The sequence below is a fragment of the Mycobacterium toneyamaense genome, assembly GCF_055384815.1.
In genome coordinates, this window is record NZ_AP040333.1 from 1,219,083 (window position 1) to 1,232,613 (window position 13,531).

The window sequence follows — 13,531 nt, forward strand, 5'->3', positions numbered from 1 at the left end:
CTCCCGCGAGCCGGCCTGGGGGCACCACCCGCTTGCGGGGGAGTTTGTACGGGCTTTCGCGGTGTGTCGCGTGCATTTTGCGCACGCTCGTCGGCGGCGAGTGTCACGCTGTGATGCGTGAACACGATCGGTGACCTGCCCGCCCACCCATTGCTGGTGCACGCGATCATCGTCCTGACGCCGCTGACGGCGGTCCTGACGATCATGTGCGCCGTATGGACGGCCGCCCGGGAGCGGCTCGTGTGGCTGACGCTGGCGCTGTCCGTGGCGACGGTCATTCTGACACCGTTCGCCATCGAGGCCGGCGAGGCGCTGATCAAGCAGCTCCCCGACAACCCGGTGCTGCGTGAGCACGCCGAACTCGGCGATACCGCAGTCTTTTTCGTCATCGGTCTGCTCGTGGTGTCGCTGGCCGTGGCTTTCCTGCACCGCTGGGGTGCACGACTGGGGGACAAGGAGACGCTGGCCCGCGTCATAGTGGCGGTGCTGGCTGTGGTCGTCGGCGTGGCCACGATCTACCAGATCGTGCGGATCGGGCACACCGGGGCCCGAGCCGTCTGGGGCGGCTTCAGTCTGTAGCCCGAACCCGACAAGGCGGCCGTCCTACGCCGAGCGTGGCGCTTGGTGGTGACGACACGCCGCACGGAGCGCGGCAACGCCCACGCTCGACGTAGGGCCGTGGCCGGGACAGCGGCCGACTAGAGCTTGGCCGCCAACTCGGTGCCCTGGCGGATGGCGCGCTTGGCGTCGAGCTCGGCGGCCACCGCTGCACCGCCGATGACGTGTGGGGTGATCCCGTTGCGCCGCAGGCCTTCCTCGAGGTCACGCACCGACTCCTGGCCGGCGCAGATCACCACGTTGTCGACCTCGAGGATGCGGGCATCGGACCGGTCGGGGCCGAAGCTGATGTGCAGGCCGGCGTCATCGATCTTCTCGTAGTTCACGCCGGAAAGCTGCTGGACGCCTTTGGCTTTGACCGATGCCCGGTGCACCCAGCCCGTAGTTTTGCCGAGCCCGCGTCCCTGGGCGCCCTTGGTGCGCTGCAGCAGGTACACCTCGCGGGCCGGTGGCAGCGGGATCGGCGTGGCCAACCCGCCGCGGGAGTCGCCGCCGTCGGCGATGCCCCACTCGGCGCGCCATTCCTTGAGGTTCAAGGTGGGCGATTCGTCGACGGTGAGGAACTCGCTGACGTCGAAACCGATTCCGCCGGCGCCGATCACCGCCACGCGCTTGCCGACCGCTGCGCCCGTGAGGGCCTCCGCGTACGACAGCACCATCGGATGATCGATGCCCGGGATCGCAGGCATGCGCGGCGCGACGCCGGTGGCGAGCACGACGTCGTCGTAGCCGGACAGTTCGTCGGCCGACGCCCGGGTGTTCAGCCGGACATCCACGCGGTGCTTGGCCAGCATCGTGGTGTAGTAGCGGAGGGTCTCGTTGAACTCCTCTTTGCCGGGAATCCTTCGGGCCAAATCGAATTGGCCGCCGATGTGGTCGCCGGCCTCGAACAGTGTCACATCGTGGCCGCGCTCGGCGGCGGTGACGGCGGCGGCCAGGCCGGCGGGGCCGGCGCCGACGACTGCGACGCGCTTCGTCACCCGAGTCTTGCCCAGTACCAACGTGGTTTCGTGCCCGGCCCGCGGATTCAGCAGGCATGACACGGTCTTGTGCACGAACGCGTGGTCCAGGCAGGCCTGGTTGCAGGCGATGCAGGTGTTGATCTCGTCGGCGGCATCGCGCTGTGCCTTGCGGACCCAATCCGGGTCGCTCAGCAGCGGTCGCGCCATCGAGATCAGTTGCACCGCACCGTCGGCCAGGATCTGTTCGGCGGACTGGGGCATGTTGATCCGGTTGGACGCGACCACCGGGATGGTGACGTGTTGCGCCACCGCGTTGCTGATGTCCGCGAACGCGCTGTTGGGGACCGACGTGACGATGGTGGGTACGCGCGCTTCGTGCCAACCGATGCCGGTGTTGATGATCGTCGCCCCAGCGGCTTCGATTTCCGTTGCCAGCGTGAGGATTTCCTCCCACGTCTGGCCGTCCTCGACGTAGTCGGCCATCGACAGCCGGTAGCAGATGATGAAGTCGTGGCCGACGGCCTCGCGCGTGCGGCGGACGATCTCGACCGGGAAGCGGCGGCGCTTCTCGGGTGTGCCGCCCCAGGCGTCGGTGCGCTTGTTGGTGCGCGGCGCCAGGAACTGGTTCAGCAGATAGCCTTCGCTGCCCATGATCTCGACGCCGTCGTACCCGGCTTCGCGGGCCAGCAGCGCGCACCGCACGAAGTCATTGATGGTGCCCTCGACATCGCGCAGGGCCCGCGGCCGGAATGGGTTGATGGGGGCCTTGATCGACGACGCGCTGACCGAAAGCGGGTGGTACGCATAGCGTCCCGCGTGCAGTACCTGCAGCAGAATCTTGCCGCCTTCGGCGTGCACCGCGCCTGTGATCCGGCGGTGCCGGCGGGCGTCGCTCGACGACAGCATCTCGGCGGCGAACGGCAGCAGCCAGCCGGTGCGGTTGGGGGCGTAGCCGCCGGTGATGATCAGGCCGACACGGCCGCGGGCCCGCTCGGCGAAGTACTCGGCCAGCTTTCCGGTGTCGCGGGCGCGGTCTTCGAGGCCGGTGTGCATCGAGCCCATGATCACTCGATTGCGCAGCGTGGTGAAGCCAAGGTCCAACGGCGACAACAGGTTCGGATAGGGGTTGGTCATGGTGTTCCTTCTAGGGCGAACAGGATTTCGTCCAACCAGTCCACCGATCCCTGCTCGGCGCGGATACCGCCGCGCAGCACCAGGTATTGGTGCAGCGCGCTGGCGGTCAGTGCGGAGGGATCGGGGAACTGACGTTTTTCGTAGCCGCGATAGGTGTCGAGCAGCGCGGCGCGTTCGGCGCGCAGCGCGCGAATCTGCTCGCGCAGGGCGGCGGTGCTGTTCGCGGAGCCGTACGTCGCGCCGCGCAGCTTAACCGCGAGTTCGCGGGTGCGAGCGTCGGTCACGGAACTACCACGGCCGGTGAGCGGTTCGGCGATCCAGCGTTCGAGTTCGGCCCGGCCGGCGTCGGTCACCGAATAGACCTTCTTGTCCGGACGGCCGTGCTGCGCGACGACCTCGACACTGACCCAGCCTTCGGTGTCCATGGTGCGCAGCGTCTTGTAGATCTGCTGGTGAGTGGCGGCCCAGAAGTAGCCGATCGATCGGTCGAACCGGCTGGCCAGTTCGTAACCGGAACCGGCTTGTTCGCACAACGCCACGAGGATGGCGTGGGGGAGGGCCACGGCATGAGCGTAGGTGCTACCGACGGTCCTATGCAACAAATTGCAAAGCCAAAAATGACACGCGTAAAAAGCTGTGGTGGGAACTAGTCGGACGGTATGTGCAACGTCTAGTATCAGTAACCACGCGCCACCCTTCCCGGGCGGCGCGTAAAGTTAGGTAACACTGAGCCAGACGCTTCGGTACGGGCGCACCATACTGACGTCTGCTCGTTGTAATCCTGACGAGCCAGCAGCCCACTGGAACAGGAGAACTACCGGTGACGTACGTCATTGCCGAACCCTGCGTCGACGTCAAAGACAAGGCATGTATCGAAGAATGCCCGGTCGATTGCATCTACGAGGGTGCACGCATGCTGTACATCCACCCCGATGAGTGCGTGGACTGCGGCGCGTGCGAGCCCGTCTGCCCCGTCGAGGCCATCTACTACGAGGACGACGTCCCCGATCAGTGGAGCGGGTACACCCAGAACAATGCCGACTTCTTCGCCGAGCTCGGCTCGCCGGGTGGTGCGTCGAAGGTCGGCCAGACCGACAACGACCCGCAGGCGGTCAAGGATCTCGCGCCGCAGGGCGAGTGACCCTGTCCGCTAGAGCCAAGGTCTCGGCCGCATTGCCGGTGTTCCCCTGGGACACCCTGGCGGAGGCGACCGCGACCGCTCGTGCCCACCCGGACGGCATCGTCGATCTGTCCGTCGGCACGCCGGTGGATCCGGTCGCCGATGTCATCCGGGACGCGCTGGCCGCTGCCAGTGCCTCACCGGGTTACCCGACGACGGCCGGTACGCCGGCCGTGCGCGCGTCGGCGGTGGCTGCCCTGCAGCGCCGTTACGGCATCACCGGCCTGCCGGAGCAGGCGGTACTGCCCGTCATCGGCACCAAAGAGGTCATCGCCTGGCTGCCGACGCTGCTCGGTTTGGGAGCCGCCGACACCGTCGTGGTGCCCGAGCTGGCCTACCCGACGTACGACGTCGGCGCGCGGCTGGCCGGCGCACAGGTACTGCGGGCCGATTCGCTGACCCAGGTCGGGCCCCAGGTGCCCGGACTGGTCTACCTCAACTCGCCCAGTAACCCGACCGGCAAGGTGCTGGGTATCGACCACCTGCGCAAGGTCGTGGGCTGGGCGCGCGAGCGCGGTGTCGTCATCGCGTCCGACGAGTGCTACCTCGGTCTGGCGTGGGACGCGCAGCCGTTGTCGGTGCTTCACCCCGACGTCTGCGACGGTGACCACACCGGACTGCTGGCCGTGCACTCGCTGTCCAAGACATCGTCGCTGGCGGGCTACCGCGCCGGTTTCGTCGCGGGTGACCCGGCCTTGGTCGCCGAACTGCTGGAGGTGCGCAAGCACGCCGGGATGATCGTCCCGACGCCGGTGCAGGCCGCCATGGTCGCCGCCCTCGACGACGACGAACACGAACGCATCCAGCGCGACCGGTACGCCAAGCGGCGCGACGCGCTGCTGACGGCGGTCCGCGGCGCGGGCTTCACCGTCGAGCACTCCGAGGCCGGCCTCTACCTGTGGGCCACCCGCGGCGAGTCCGGCCGTGCGACGGTCGCGTGGCTGGCCGAGCGCGGCATCCTCGTCGCCCCCGGTGAGTTCTACGGGCCGGCCGGCGAGGAGTTCGTACGCATCGCGCTGACCGCGACCGACGAGCGCATCGCCGCCGCGGTCGCGCGGCTCGCCTGAATTCCGCGAGACGAAAAACTGTCCCTTCCAAGAGAAAGGGACAGTTCTACGTATCGCGAGGTGCTCAGTACTGGCGATAGCGCCGCTGGACGTGCTCCTGCCGGATCCGGATCTGTTCACGACGCTCGTCGGCGCTGACGGTGCGGGTGGACTCGGGCAGGTGCTTACGTACCTCATTGCGGCCGACCACCGTCACGGTTGCGGTCGGTAACTCCGCCGGTGGCCCGCTGTACGTCCACCGGACGGTGAGGAACCCTTGCGAATGTCCGGCGGTGTCAAGCCAATTCGGCACCTGCGGGTCGACGCCGGTGATGACGTAGCGCAGCCGGCCGTCCAGGTCAGGCTCGGTCTGAAATCCGTTGAGGCTGCTGACATGATTGGCGTAGTCGAGCGATTCGCCCCACAGATTCGACAGGTGGAAGCCCAGATATGCCGGTGGCACAGGCACATTGAGCTCGACCAGTAGCGCGTCGTCAGGCCCGAGGTCATAGGTGCCGCCCGAATAGACGTTGGTGCACTGGCCGCCGCCGGTCGCGAGGTTGGCGGGCATGGGTGCGTTGAGCGCGTTGCGGGGCATGAAGGTGATGCCGTCACCGTTCTTGTCGCCGTGGGCTTCGAGGACGACGTCGTAGAACTCATTCCAGAACTTCATCTGATTCTCGACGAGGTCACCGATGCGCCGTAGCCGGGCTGCCGTGGACGACGGTGTCAGCGCTGGCGGATGCGTGCCCTCGGCGCCGATCTGCGCGATGTGCAGATCGGGGCAGCTTTCGTGCTCCCAGTCGTGAAAGAGCATGCGCGCGATGACATATCCGGCACGAGCCCCGTCGGCGGACGCCGTGGCGATGAAATTGCCGGTGTGGCCGGCCGGCCGCTCCGGGGCCAGCAGGATCTCGAACCGGCCGTCGTCGTCGATGCGAAGCTTTGCGGAGTCGAGCATCCCGGTGACGACCCGTCCGCCCGGCCCGAGCTCGGCCAGCGAGCCGGTGTCGCCGGCGTACACCGTGTGCGCCTCAAAGATGAGGTAGTGCGGTGCATCTGGTCCCAATGATCCGCGGATCAGGTAATTGTGGGCGCCGTCGATCGCCGCCGACAGGTACAGCGCGTCGGCGTTGTCGATGGTGGCTTTGTCGACGGGCTGGATGGCGCGGCGGAAATAGGGGAACGCGGGGTCTTCGTGGAAGGCGCGTTCGATGGCGCTGAACGCGAAACCCATGAGGTACCGGTAGCCTTCGGCGACCCCGAGGGCTGTCACGGGTGGTGCGTGCAGGTCGGGGGAGTCGACGGCATCGCGCGCGCGGTTCAGCGCGGCCATCATGTCGGTCCACGCCGCGCGCATCGTTTCGAGTTCAGCTGACATGAGCGTTGCTTTCTCCTTTGTCCTCTACCAGGGTGGCCCACTGGTATTCGTCAAACAGGCCGGCCAGTCGCCGGTGGATGTCATTCGGATCGAGCCCGAACTCGGCCAGGCTGTACCGGTGCGTCGTCTCGTGACCGGGTCGGCGTTCGGCGGCAATGAAGGCCTGCTCTGCTTCTGCGCCGACGTCGAGGTCGAGGTCGGCATAGACGCGGCGCATGGTCGCGGACGGCGCGCCGACGAGTTCGCGGTAGTCGACGACGCTCGCCCGCACCTCGGGATGGCGCGCCAGCACTTCGAGCGGATGCAGGTAGGTGTCGACCGATTGGTCGGCGAGTACGCGCAGCGAGCCGGCGACGAGCTGGTCATCGCGCCCGCGAAGCGACCATTCGGTCTGCATCAGTTTCAGCAGGCTCGGAATGGTCTCGTACGGATTGCGCATCGGCACAATGATTCTCGCGTCGGGGAAGGTCTCGATCAGGGTCTCCACGCGGCCGCAGAAGGTCGGGTTCTTGCTCAGGTGGGTGCCGCCGCCGTTCAGGGCGATCTGGCGCCGCACGCATTCCTTGTAGAACGCCATCATGCGGCGCCGCTTCGCCGCGGGCCAGCGGTCGACGTGATAGAAGTCCAACTCGCCCATGTAGGGGAACGCCACGATCCAGAATCCGGAACTCAGCGACCACGTCAGGAACGCGTCGTCCTCTTCGGGCACGAAGAAACCGGTCTTGTGGATGTCCTCGGTCGGCGCGAAAGCCCGCTCCTCGATCTCGTCGAGCCGGCGACGCAACCTCCCGCCGGTCGCCGCGTCGACACGAAACAACAAGCGCAGCAGCTTCTTTTCCAGTAGCGACGGGAAGAACAGCTCATACATCAGGGCGTAGCTGAACTGCTGGTCCTGTGCCATCAAGCGGTGCAGGTACGTCGTGCCGCTGCGCGCGTGCCCGATACAGAACGTGGGGGCGCGAACCTCGGTGCGGCGCAATGACGGAAACAGGAGCGGGTCGAGTGCGAAGCACAGCGCATGCAGGCCGGCCATCAGTGGTACCCCGGCGGCGAATCGCACGAAGGGCGCCCACCGGCGCTGTGAACGGGCGTCACGGCGCAGCAGACGCAGCATCGTGAAGTAGTTGGACCAGTCGAAGTAGAAACGCGACACAGGTGTTCCTCGAGCGTGGAGTCGGAATGGGAGCGGCCACAACGTAAGTAGCTTTAGTTGACATTGTCAATCAATTGACAATGTCAACCAAGCTGGCTAGCGTCCTGGCGTATGCAGGTATTCGCCGCCATGTCGCCTGAGCTGCCGCTGACCCAGGTGCCGGCCTACGCACGCCGGATCGAGCGACTTGGCTTCGACGGCCTGCACATCGCCGAGACGACGCATGACTCGCTAGCCGTGGCACTACTGGCCGCCGAACACACCGAGCGGCTGACCATCCGCACGGCCGTCACCCTGGCTTTCGTCCGCAGCCCCATGCTCACCGCCTACGCGGCCTGGGACCTGCAGACCTTCTCGGGTGGGCGCTTCGAATTGGGCCTGGGCACCCAGATCCGCCAGAACATCGAAGACCGCTTCGGCATGCCCTGGAGCGAACCGCGGGCCCGGATGGCCGAATACGTCGGTGCCCTCAAGGCGATCTTCGAAGCGTTCCGCACTGGCGAGCCCGTCCGGCACGAGGGCGACGCCTACCGCATCACCCGGCTCCAGCCGTACTTCAACCCGGGGCCGAATGACCTCGCGCCACCACGCATCTGGCTGGGCGCAGTCAACGGACGCATGTGTGAACTGGCCGGCGGGGTGGCGGACGGCGTCGTCACCCATTCCACCAATTCCGACCCGGACTACCTCAGAGACGTTGTCCGCCCGGCACTTCAGCGTGGGGCCGCGGCGGCGGGTCGCGCGGAACTGCCGGCGCTCGTGGCATCGACCGCGGTCGCCACCGGCAGCACCGACCTGCTGGTCGCGCAGGACCGCGAGCGCCAACGCCGGATGCTGGCCTTCCTGCTCTCGACCCCCGCCTACGCGGCGACACTGAAACGAAAAGGCTGGCACGCCTTGGCCGACGACCTTCGCGCCCTCATCAAACAGCAACGGTGGGAAGACCTGCCCGCCGTCCTCGACGACGCCGTACTCGATCAGCTCGTGACCGCCGGGCGATACGATCAGCTACCGGATCTGCTGCGTGCCAAGTACGACGGCATCGCGGACGGGGTGGTACTACCGCCGGTCCGTGCGGACGAGAACGAGGATCAACCCGTGCGGGCCTGCGTCCGGGACCTGCAGAACGGAGCGCGCCATGGTCTCGATTAGGGCGTCGAAACGCAAGATGGAGTCGGTGGATTCGATCAGCGCCGCCCTCGCCCAGGTGGTGCGGTTGAGCTTGAGCCGTGCGGCCTTCAAGCGGCAGGCCGCCAGTGCCGACACCGAACTGTCGCAGCCGTCGTACGCGCTGCTGCGGGTGCTGATCGATGACGGGCCGCAGCCCGTCGGGCAGTTGGCGACCACCGCGCACATGGACGTCGGCATGACCACGCGGCGGGTGCAGGCCCTGGTCGACGCCGGGCACGTGACCCGGCACGCCGACGGCAATGACGGTCGCGTGTCCATCGTGCAGGTCACCGCGGCGGGGCAGCGGGCGGCCGACGCACTGCAGGAAGTGCGCCGCGAACACCTGGCGCGTGCGCTCGCGGACTGGAGCGCCGACGATCTGCGTCAGCTCGACGTGCTGCTGAACAGGTTCGTCAACGACACCAAGGAAACCCCGATTTAGGGCGTTCAGTCGACATCGAGCTGCGCGGGCACGGCCGAAGCCAGTGCGGCCCGGCACGCCACGATGGCCGGCGTCTTGCTGATGGCGGTCCGCGTCGCCGTGAACACCACGCGCCGACGCGGATCGACGTCGATGACGCGGACATCGGGACGGCGCCGGACGCGCATCAGGTCGGGCAGGATGGCGACGGCGTTGCCGTTCTCGATCAGGGCGATCTGGGCTTCGAGATCGTCGGTCTCGAAGCGGACGTCGGGCTCGAAACCTGCTTTCCGGCAGAGCTGTTCGGCCCAGTGCCGGGAAGCGGTGCCTTCGGGCTCCATCGTCCACGGCAGGTCGGCGGCATCCTCGACCGACGAGATGCGGTCCCAGGGGTCTCCGCTCGGTGGGACGGCCAGCCGCAGCAGGTCGGTGGTCAGCGGTGCCCGGTGCAGATCGGGATACGCGCGCGCGGCGTGCCCCGGATACTCCTCGGCGATCACGAGATCGAACTCGCGCAGCCAGGTCTCGTAGAGCGCCTGCTCCGGTTCGCGCTGCGACATGGTCACGCGCAGCCGCGGATGGCGGGTCGCCAGCTCCGTCAACATCTGCGGCATGAAGGCCGAGGCCGCCGATTGGAAGACGGCCAGCCGAACGGTGCCGGACGCCTCGTCGCTCTGCACCGCGACATCGGAGGCGGCCTGCTCGAGCCGCGCCAAGATGACCGCGGTGTGTTCGACGAGCACCTCGGCGGCGGGCGTGAGCCGCAGCCGGCGCCCGACCTTTTCGAGCAGCGGCACGCCGACTTCGCGTTCGAGCTGGCTCAGCGCCTGCGATATCGACGACGGGCTTTGGTGCAGTGCCTCGGCGACCTCGGACAACGTGCCACGCAGGCTCAGCTCGTGCAGCAGACGCAGCCGTCGGGTGTCGAGCAGATCAGCGCGCTGATGTTTCATTTCTGCTTAATCTTTTCTGTCAGAAATCATCGCTTTATTTTAAGTGTCTGACGAGCTCATGATGGGCAGATGACCCAGCTAGGCAGTGACGAAGATCTGCTGACCGATGTCGTGAGTCAGGTCCGGTCCTGGCTCGACGACGCCGCCCGCCTGCCTGTCGCCCCGGCCGGCAGACGGTTGGCCGACGTCCTGCGCGATCCGCACGGCCTGGATTTCACCGTCGGCTTCGTCGACCGGGTGATCCGGCCCGAAGACCATCGCGTCGCGGCGGCCAACCTCCGGGCCCTCGCGCGCAACGCGCCTGCCTTCCTGCCGCTGCACGAACGGCTGTTGATCAAGCTCGGCGCCCTGGTGTCGGTGATCGCGCCCGGCCTGGTCATCCCAGTCGCCCGGAAGGCGTTGCGCCAGATGGTCGGTCACCTTCTCGTCGACGCAACCGATGCCCGTCTCGGACGATCCATCGCACGGATCCGCAGCCGTGGTGTCGGACTCAACATCAACCTGCTCGGTGAGGCCGTGCTCGGCCAGGCCGAGGCGGCCCGACGGCTGCAGGGCACCGAACGGCTGCTCGCCCGCCCCGACGTCGACTACGTGTCGATCAAGGTCTCGGCCACCGTGCCACCGCACTCGCCGTGGGCGTTCGATGAAGCCGTCGACCACATCGCGCAGAACCTGCTGCCGTTGTTCACGCAGGCGGCGACCGCGCCGACGAAGAAGTTCATCAACCTCGACATGGAGGAGTACCGCGACCTGGAGTTGACGATCGCGGTGTTCACCAAGCTGCTCGACCGGGCCGATCTGCTGGACCTCGAAGCCGGGATCGTGCTGCAGGCCTACCTGCCCGATGCGCTGAGCGCGATGATGCGCCTGCAGGACTGGGCTCGCGCGCGCCGCGAGCGGGGCGGCGCGGGCATCAAGGTCCGGTTGGTCAAGGGCGCCAACCTGCCCATGGAACACGTGGAGGCCTCGCTGCACGGCTGGCCCGTGGCGACCCTGCCGACCAAACGGGACACGGACACCAATTACAAACGGGTGCTGGATTACGCGCTGCGGCCCGAACACACGGCGAACGTGCGGATCGGTGTCGCCGGGCACAACCTCTTCGACATCGCGTACGCGTGGACGCTCGCGGGGCGTCGCGGCGTCCGGGACCGGGTGGAGTTCGAGATGCTGCTGGGGATGGCGGAGGCCCAGGCCGAAGCCGTCCGGCGCACCGTCGGCGGTCTATTGCTGTACGTACCGGTGGTGCACCCCAAGGACTTTGACGTCGCGATCGCCTACCTCGTGCGGCGGTTGGAGGAAGGTGCCAGCCAGGACAACTTCATGTCGGCGGTGTTCGAGCTGCACGACGACCAGTCGCTGTTCCAGCGCGAGAAGGACCGGTTCATCGCGTCGCTCGCGGATCTCGTGGGGGAGACTGTCATTCCGGTGCCCAACCGTCGTCAGGATCGCCGTACCGACGATCCGCGCGCGGCAATGTGCCCGGCCGGCCGGTTCGCGAATGTCGCCGACACCGATCCGGCGCTGCCCGGAAATCGGTTGTGGGGGCGGGCGATCACCGAGCGGATCGCCGCGTCGTCGACCGGTGTGGAGCTGGTGGCCGAGCACACCGTGACGAGCACGGCCGCGCTCGACGGAATCATCGCCGAGGCCGTCACCGCGGGTGCGGTGTGGGCGAAGCGGACCGGTGCCGAACGGGCAGCGGTCCTTCGGCGTGCGGCCGCGACGTTGCAGGCGGGGCGGGCGGTACTGCTGGAGGTCATGGCGTCCGAGTGCGGCAAGACGCTCGATCAGGGTGATCCCGAGGTCTCCGAGGCCATCGACTTCGCGAATTACTATGCGGCGCAAGCGGAAAACCTCGACATTGTCGACGGTGCCGTCGCGGCACCGGCGGGATTGACCGTCGTCACACCGCCCTGGAACTTCCCGGTGGCGATCCCCGCCGGATCGGTCCTGGCCGCGCTGGCCGCGGGCAGCCCCGTCATCATCAAGCCCGCCACCCAGGCCAGGCGGTGCGGATCCGTTATGGTGCAAGCGCTCTGGGACGCCGGCGTGCCGCGCGACGTGCTGCAGTTGGTGCACCTCGACGAGGGCGAGCTCGGGACGCAATTGGTATCCGACCCGCGGGTCGCCCGCCTGATCCTCACGGGCGGGTTCGAGACCGCGGAACTGTTCCGCAGCTTCCGGCCCGACCTGCCGCTGCTGGCCGAGACCAGCGGCAAGAACTCCATCATCGTCACCCCGCATGCCGATCTCGATCTCGCGGTCAAAGACCTGGTGTACTCGGCCTTCGGGCATGCCGGACAGAAGTGTTCGGCGGCGTCGCTCGGCATTCTGGTGGGCTCGGTTGCCCGCTCCGCGCGGTTCCGCGACCAGCTCGTCGACGCCGTCACGTCGCTGAAGGTCGGCTACCCGTCAGACCCGACCGCGCAGGTGGGACCCATCATCGAACCCGCCCACGGCAAGCTGCTGCGGGCCCTCACGCAGCTCGCACCGGGTGAGCAGTGGCTGGTGGAGCCGCGCCGACTCGACGACAGCGGACGGCTCTGGTCACCGGGAGTGAAGACCGGCGTGCGGCGCGGCTCGGAGTTCCACCTCACCGAATACTTCGGTCCGGTCCTGGGCCTCATCGCCGCCGATGACCTCGACGAGGCGATGGCCATTCAGAATGAGGTCGACTACGGCCTGACGGCGGGCCTGCACAGCCTGGACCGCGATGAGATCGAACGTTGGCTCGACCGCGTCGAGGCCGGCAATGCCTATGTGAACCGTTCGACCGTCGGGGCGATCGTGCGGCGGCAGCCCTTCGGCGGGTGGAAGAAGTCGGCGGTCGGTGCGGGCGCGAAGGCCGGTGGTCCGAATTACCTGATCGGGCTGAGTGATTGGCGTTCCGCGCCGGCGACCCGGACGGCCGCCATCTCACCGTCGGTGCGCACGATCCTCGACGCCGCAAAGACTTTCGCGCCGGACCCGGGGGCACTGGACTTCCTCGAGCGGTCCTTCGGATCCGACGCACATGCCTGGGCGACGGAGTTCGGCATCGCGCGCGATGTGTCCGCCCTGATGGCGGAGAAGAACGTCTTCCGCTACCTGCCGGTGCCGGTGACGGTACGCGCCGAGAATGCTGATCCGGCGGCCGTGCTGCGGGTCGTCGGGGCGGGAATCCTCGCGGGTTCCCGCGTGACCCTCTCCACCCCGGTTCCGCTCGACCCGTCGGTTGCCGACACGCTGGCCACCGCGGGCGTCGTCTGCCGGGCGGAAGATGCCCCGTCGTGGCGGAACGCCCTGCGGGACAACGCGCCCGGCCGCGTTCGCCTGCTCGGCGGCAGCCGCGAACAGTTCGCTCGCGACAGCGCCGGCAATGTCGGGATCGCGCTCTACGCGGGGCCGGTTGTCGAAGCGGGGCGCGTCGAGCTGCTGACGTTCCTGCACGAGCAGGCGATCGCGGTGACGGCGCACCGATTCGGCTCTCCGACGCCGTTGTCGGAGAATCTCTTCCGGTGACGTCGAGTC

Annotated in this window: 11 protein-coding genes; 6 read left to right on the forward strand and 5 right to left on the reverse strand. The window is 67.7% G+C overall.

What is annotated here, in order from left to right; all coding sequences use genetic code 11:
- Positions 1 to 117 precede the first annotated feature (117 nt).
- Complete coding sequence (locus tag ACZ5IQ_RS06015) at positions 118 to 579, forward strand: DUF2231 domain-containing protein (RefSeq protein ID WP_406775585.1); 462 nt, start codon at positions 118 to 120, stop codon at positions 577 to 579.
- 119 nt (positions 580 to 698) lie between these two features.
- Here the strand turns inward: ACZ5IQ_RS06015 and ACZ5IQ_RS06020 are convergent, their stop codons facing one another.
- Positions 699 to 2,714, reverse strand: coding sequence for an FAD-dependent oxidoreductase (locus tag ACZ5IQ_RS06020; RefSeq protein ID WP_406775586.1), 2,016 nt, complete (start codon positions 2,712 to 2,714; stop codon positions 699 to 701).
- The gene (locus ACZ5IQ_RS06025) at positions 2,711 to 3,277 is read right to left on the reverse strand and encodes a PadR family transcriptional regulator (protein WP_406775587.1); all 567 of its coding nucleotides are present in this window, start codon (positions 3,275 to 3,277) and stop codon (positions 2,711 to 2,713) included. Before ACZ5IQ_RS06025 ends, ACZ5IQ_RS06020 begins: the two co-directional genes overlap by 4 nt.
- 257 nt (positions 3,278 to 3,534) lie before the next feature.
- On the opposite strand from ACZ5IQ_RS06025, the gene fdxA reads away from it, so the two are divergent.
- Entirely contained in the window at positions 3,535 to 3,855 is a 321-nt protein-coding gene (gene fdxA, locus ACZ5IQ_RS06030; RefSeq protein ID WP_029121628.1) for a ferredoxin, read from the forward strand.
- Between the two features lie 2 nt (positions 3,856 to 3,857).
- The gene (dapC, locus tag ACZ5IQ_RS06035) at positions 3,858 to 4,961 is read left to right on the forward strand and encodes a succinyldiaminopimelate transaminase (protein ID WP_464481427.1); all 1,104 of its coding nucleotides are present in this window, start codon (positions 3,858 to 3,860) and stop codon (positions 4,959 to 4,961) included.
- A gap of 64 nt (positions 4,962 to 5,025) precedes the next feature.
- On the opposite strand, the gene ACZ5IQ_RS06040 is transcribed toward dapC, so the two are convergent.
- The gene (locus ACZ5IQ_RS06040; protein ID WP_464480969.1) at positions 5,026 to 6,321 is read right to left on the reverse strand and encodes a hypothetical protein; all 1,296 of its coding nucleotides are present in this window, start codon (positions 6,319 to 6,321) and stop codon (positions 5,026 to 5,028) included.
- Entirely contained in the window at positions 6,311 to 7,435 is a 1,125-nt protein-coding gene (locus tag ACZ5IQ_RS06045; RefSeq protein ID WP_464481428.1) for a sulfotransferase, read from the reverse strand. Before ACZ5IQ_RS06045 ends, ACZ5IQ_RS06040 begins: the two co-directional genes overlap by 11 nt.
- A gap of 150 nt (positions 7,436 to 7,585) precedes the next feature.
- On the opposite strand from ACZ5IQ_RS06045, the gene ACZ5IQ_RS06050 reads away from it, so the two are divergent.
- Complete coding sequence (locus ACZ5IQ_RS06050; RefSeq protein ID WP_318986220.1) at positions 7,586 to 8,626, forward strand: TIGR03617 family F420-dependent LLM class oxidoreductase; 1,041 nt, start codon at positions 7,586 to 7,588, stop codon at positions 8,624 to 8,626.
- Positions 8,627 to 8,642: 16 nt separating this feature from the next.
- Positions 8,643 to 9,086, forward strand: coding sequence for a MarR family winged helix-turn-helix transcriptional regulator (locus tag ACZ5IQ_RS06055; RefSeq protein WP_464481429.1), 444 nt, complete (start codon positions 8,643 to 8,645; stop codon positions 9,084 to 9,086).
- A 5-nt stretch (positions 9,087 to 9,091) separates the two neighbouring features.
- Here the strand turns inward: ACZ5IQ_RS06055 and ACZ5IQ_RS06060 are convergent, their stop codons facing one another.
- The gene (locus tag ACZ5IQ_RS06060) at positions 9,092 to 10,018 is read right to left on the reverse strand and encodes a LysR family transcriptional regulator (RefSeq protein WP_318986218.1); all 927 of its coding nucleotides are present in this window, start codon (positions 10,016 to 10,018) and stop codon (positions 9,092 to 9,094) included.
- Positions 10,019 to 10,087: 69 nt separating this feature from the next.
- On the opposite strand from ACZ5IQ_RS06060, the gene ACZ5IQ_RS06065 reads away from it, so the two are divergent.
- Complete coding sequence (locus ACZ5IQ_RS06065; RefSeq protein ID WP_464480970.1) at positions 10,088 to 13,522, forward strand: bifunctional proline dehydrogenase/L-glutamate gamma-semialdehyde dehydrogenase; 3,435 nt, start codon at positions 10,088 to 10,090, stop codon at positions 13,520 to 13,522.
- The last annotated feature ends 9 nt before the right edge of the window (positions 13,523 to 13,531 follow it).

Bases quoted from the DNA above. Each gene is read 5' to 3' on its own strand.
- ACZ5IQ_RS06020 (WP_406775586.1), bottom strand. From the start codon at position 2,714: ATGACCAACCCCTATCCGAACCTGTTGTCGCCGTTGGACCTTGGCTTC.
- ACZ5IQ_RS06055 (WP_464481429.1), top strand. From the start codon at position 8,643: ATGGAGTCGGTGGATTCGATCAGCGCCGCCCTCGCCCAGGTGGTGCGG.
- ACZ5IQ_RS06045 (WP_464481428.1), bottom strand. From the start codon at position 7,435: ATGCTGCGTCTGCTGCGCCGTGACGCCCGTTCACAGCGCCGGTGGGCG.
- ACZ5IQ_RS06040 (WP_464480969.1), bottom strand. From the start codon at position 6,321: ATGTCAGCTGAACTCGAAACGATGCGCGCGGCGTGGACCGACATGATG.
- ACZ5IQ_RS06050 (WP_318986220.1), top strand. From the start codon at position 7,586: ATGCAGGTATTCGCCGCCATGTCGCCTGAGCTGCCGCTGACCCAGGTG.
- ACZ5IQ_RS06060 (WP_318986218.1), bottom strand. From the start codon at position 10,018: ATGAAACATCAGCGCGCTGATCTGCTCGACACCCGACGGCTGCGTCTG.
- ACZ5IQ_RS06065 (WP_464480970.1), top strand. From the start codon at position 10,088: ATGACCCAGCTAGGCAGTGACGAAGATCTGCTGACCGATGTCGTGAGT.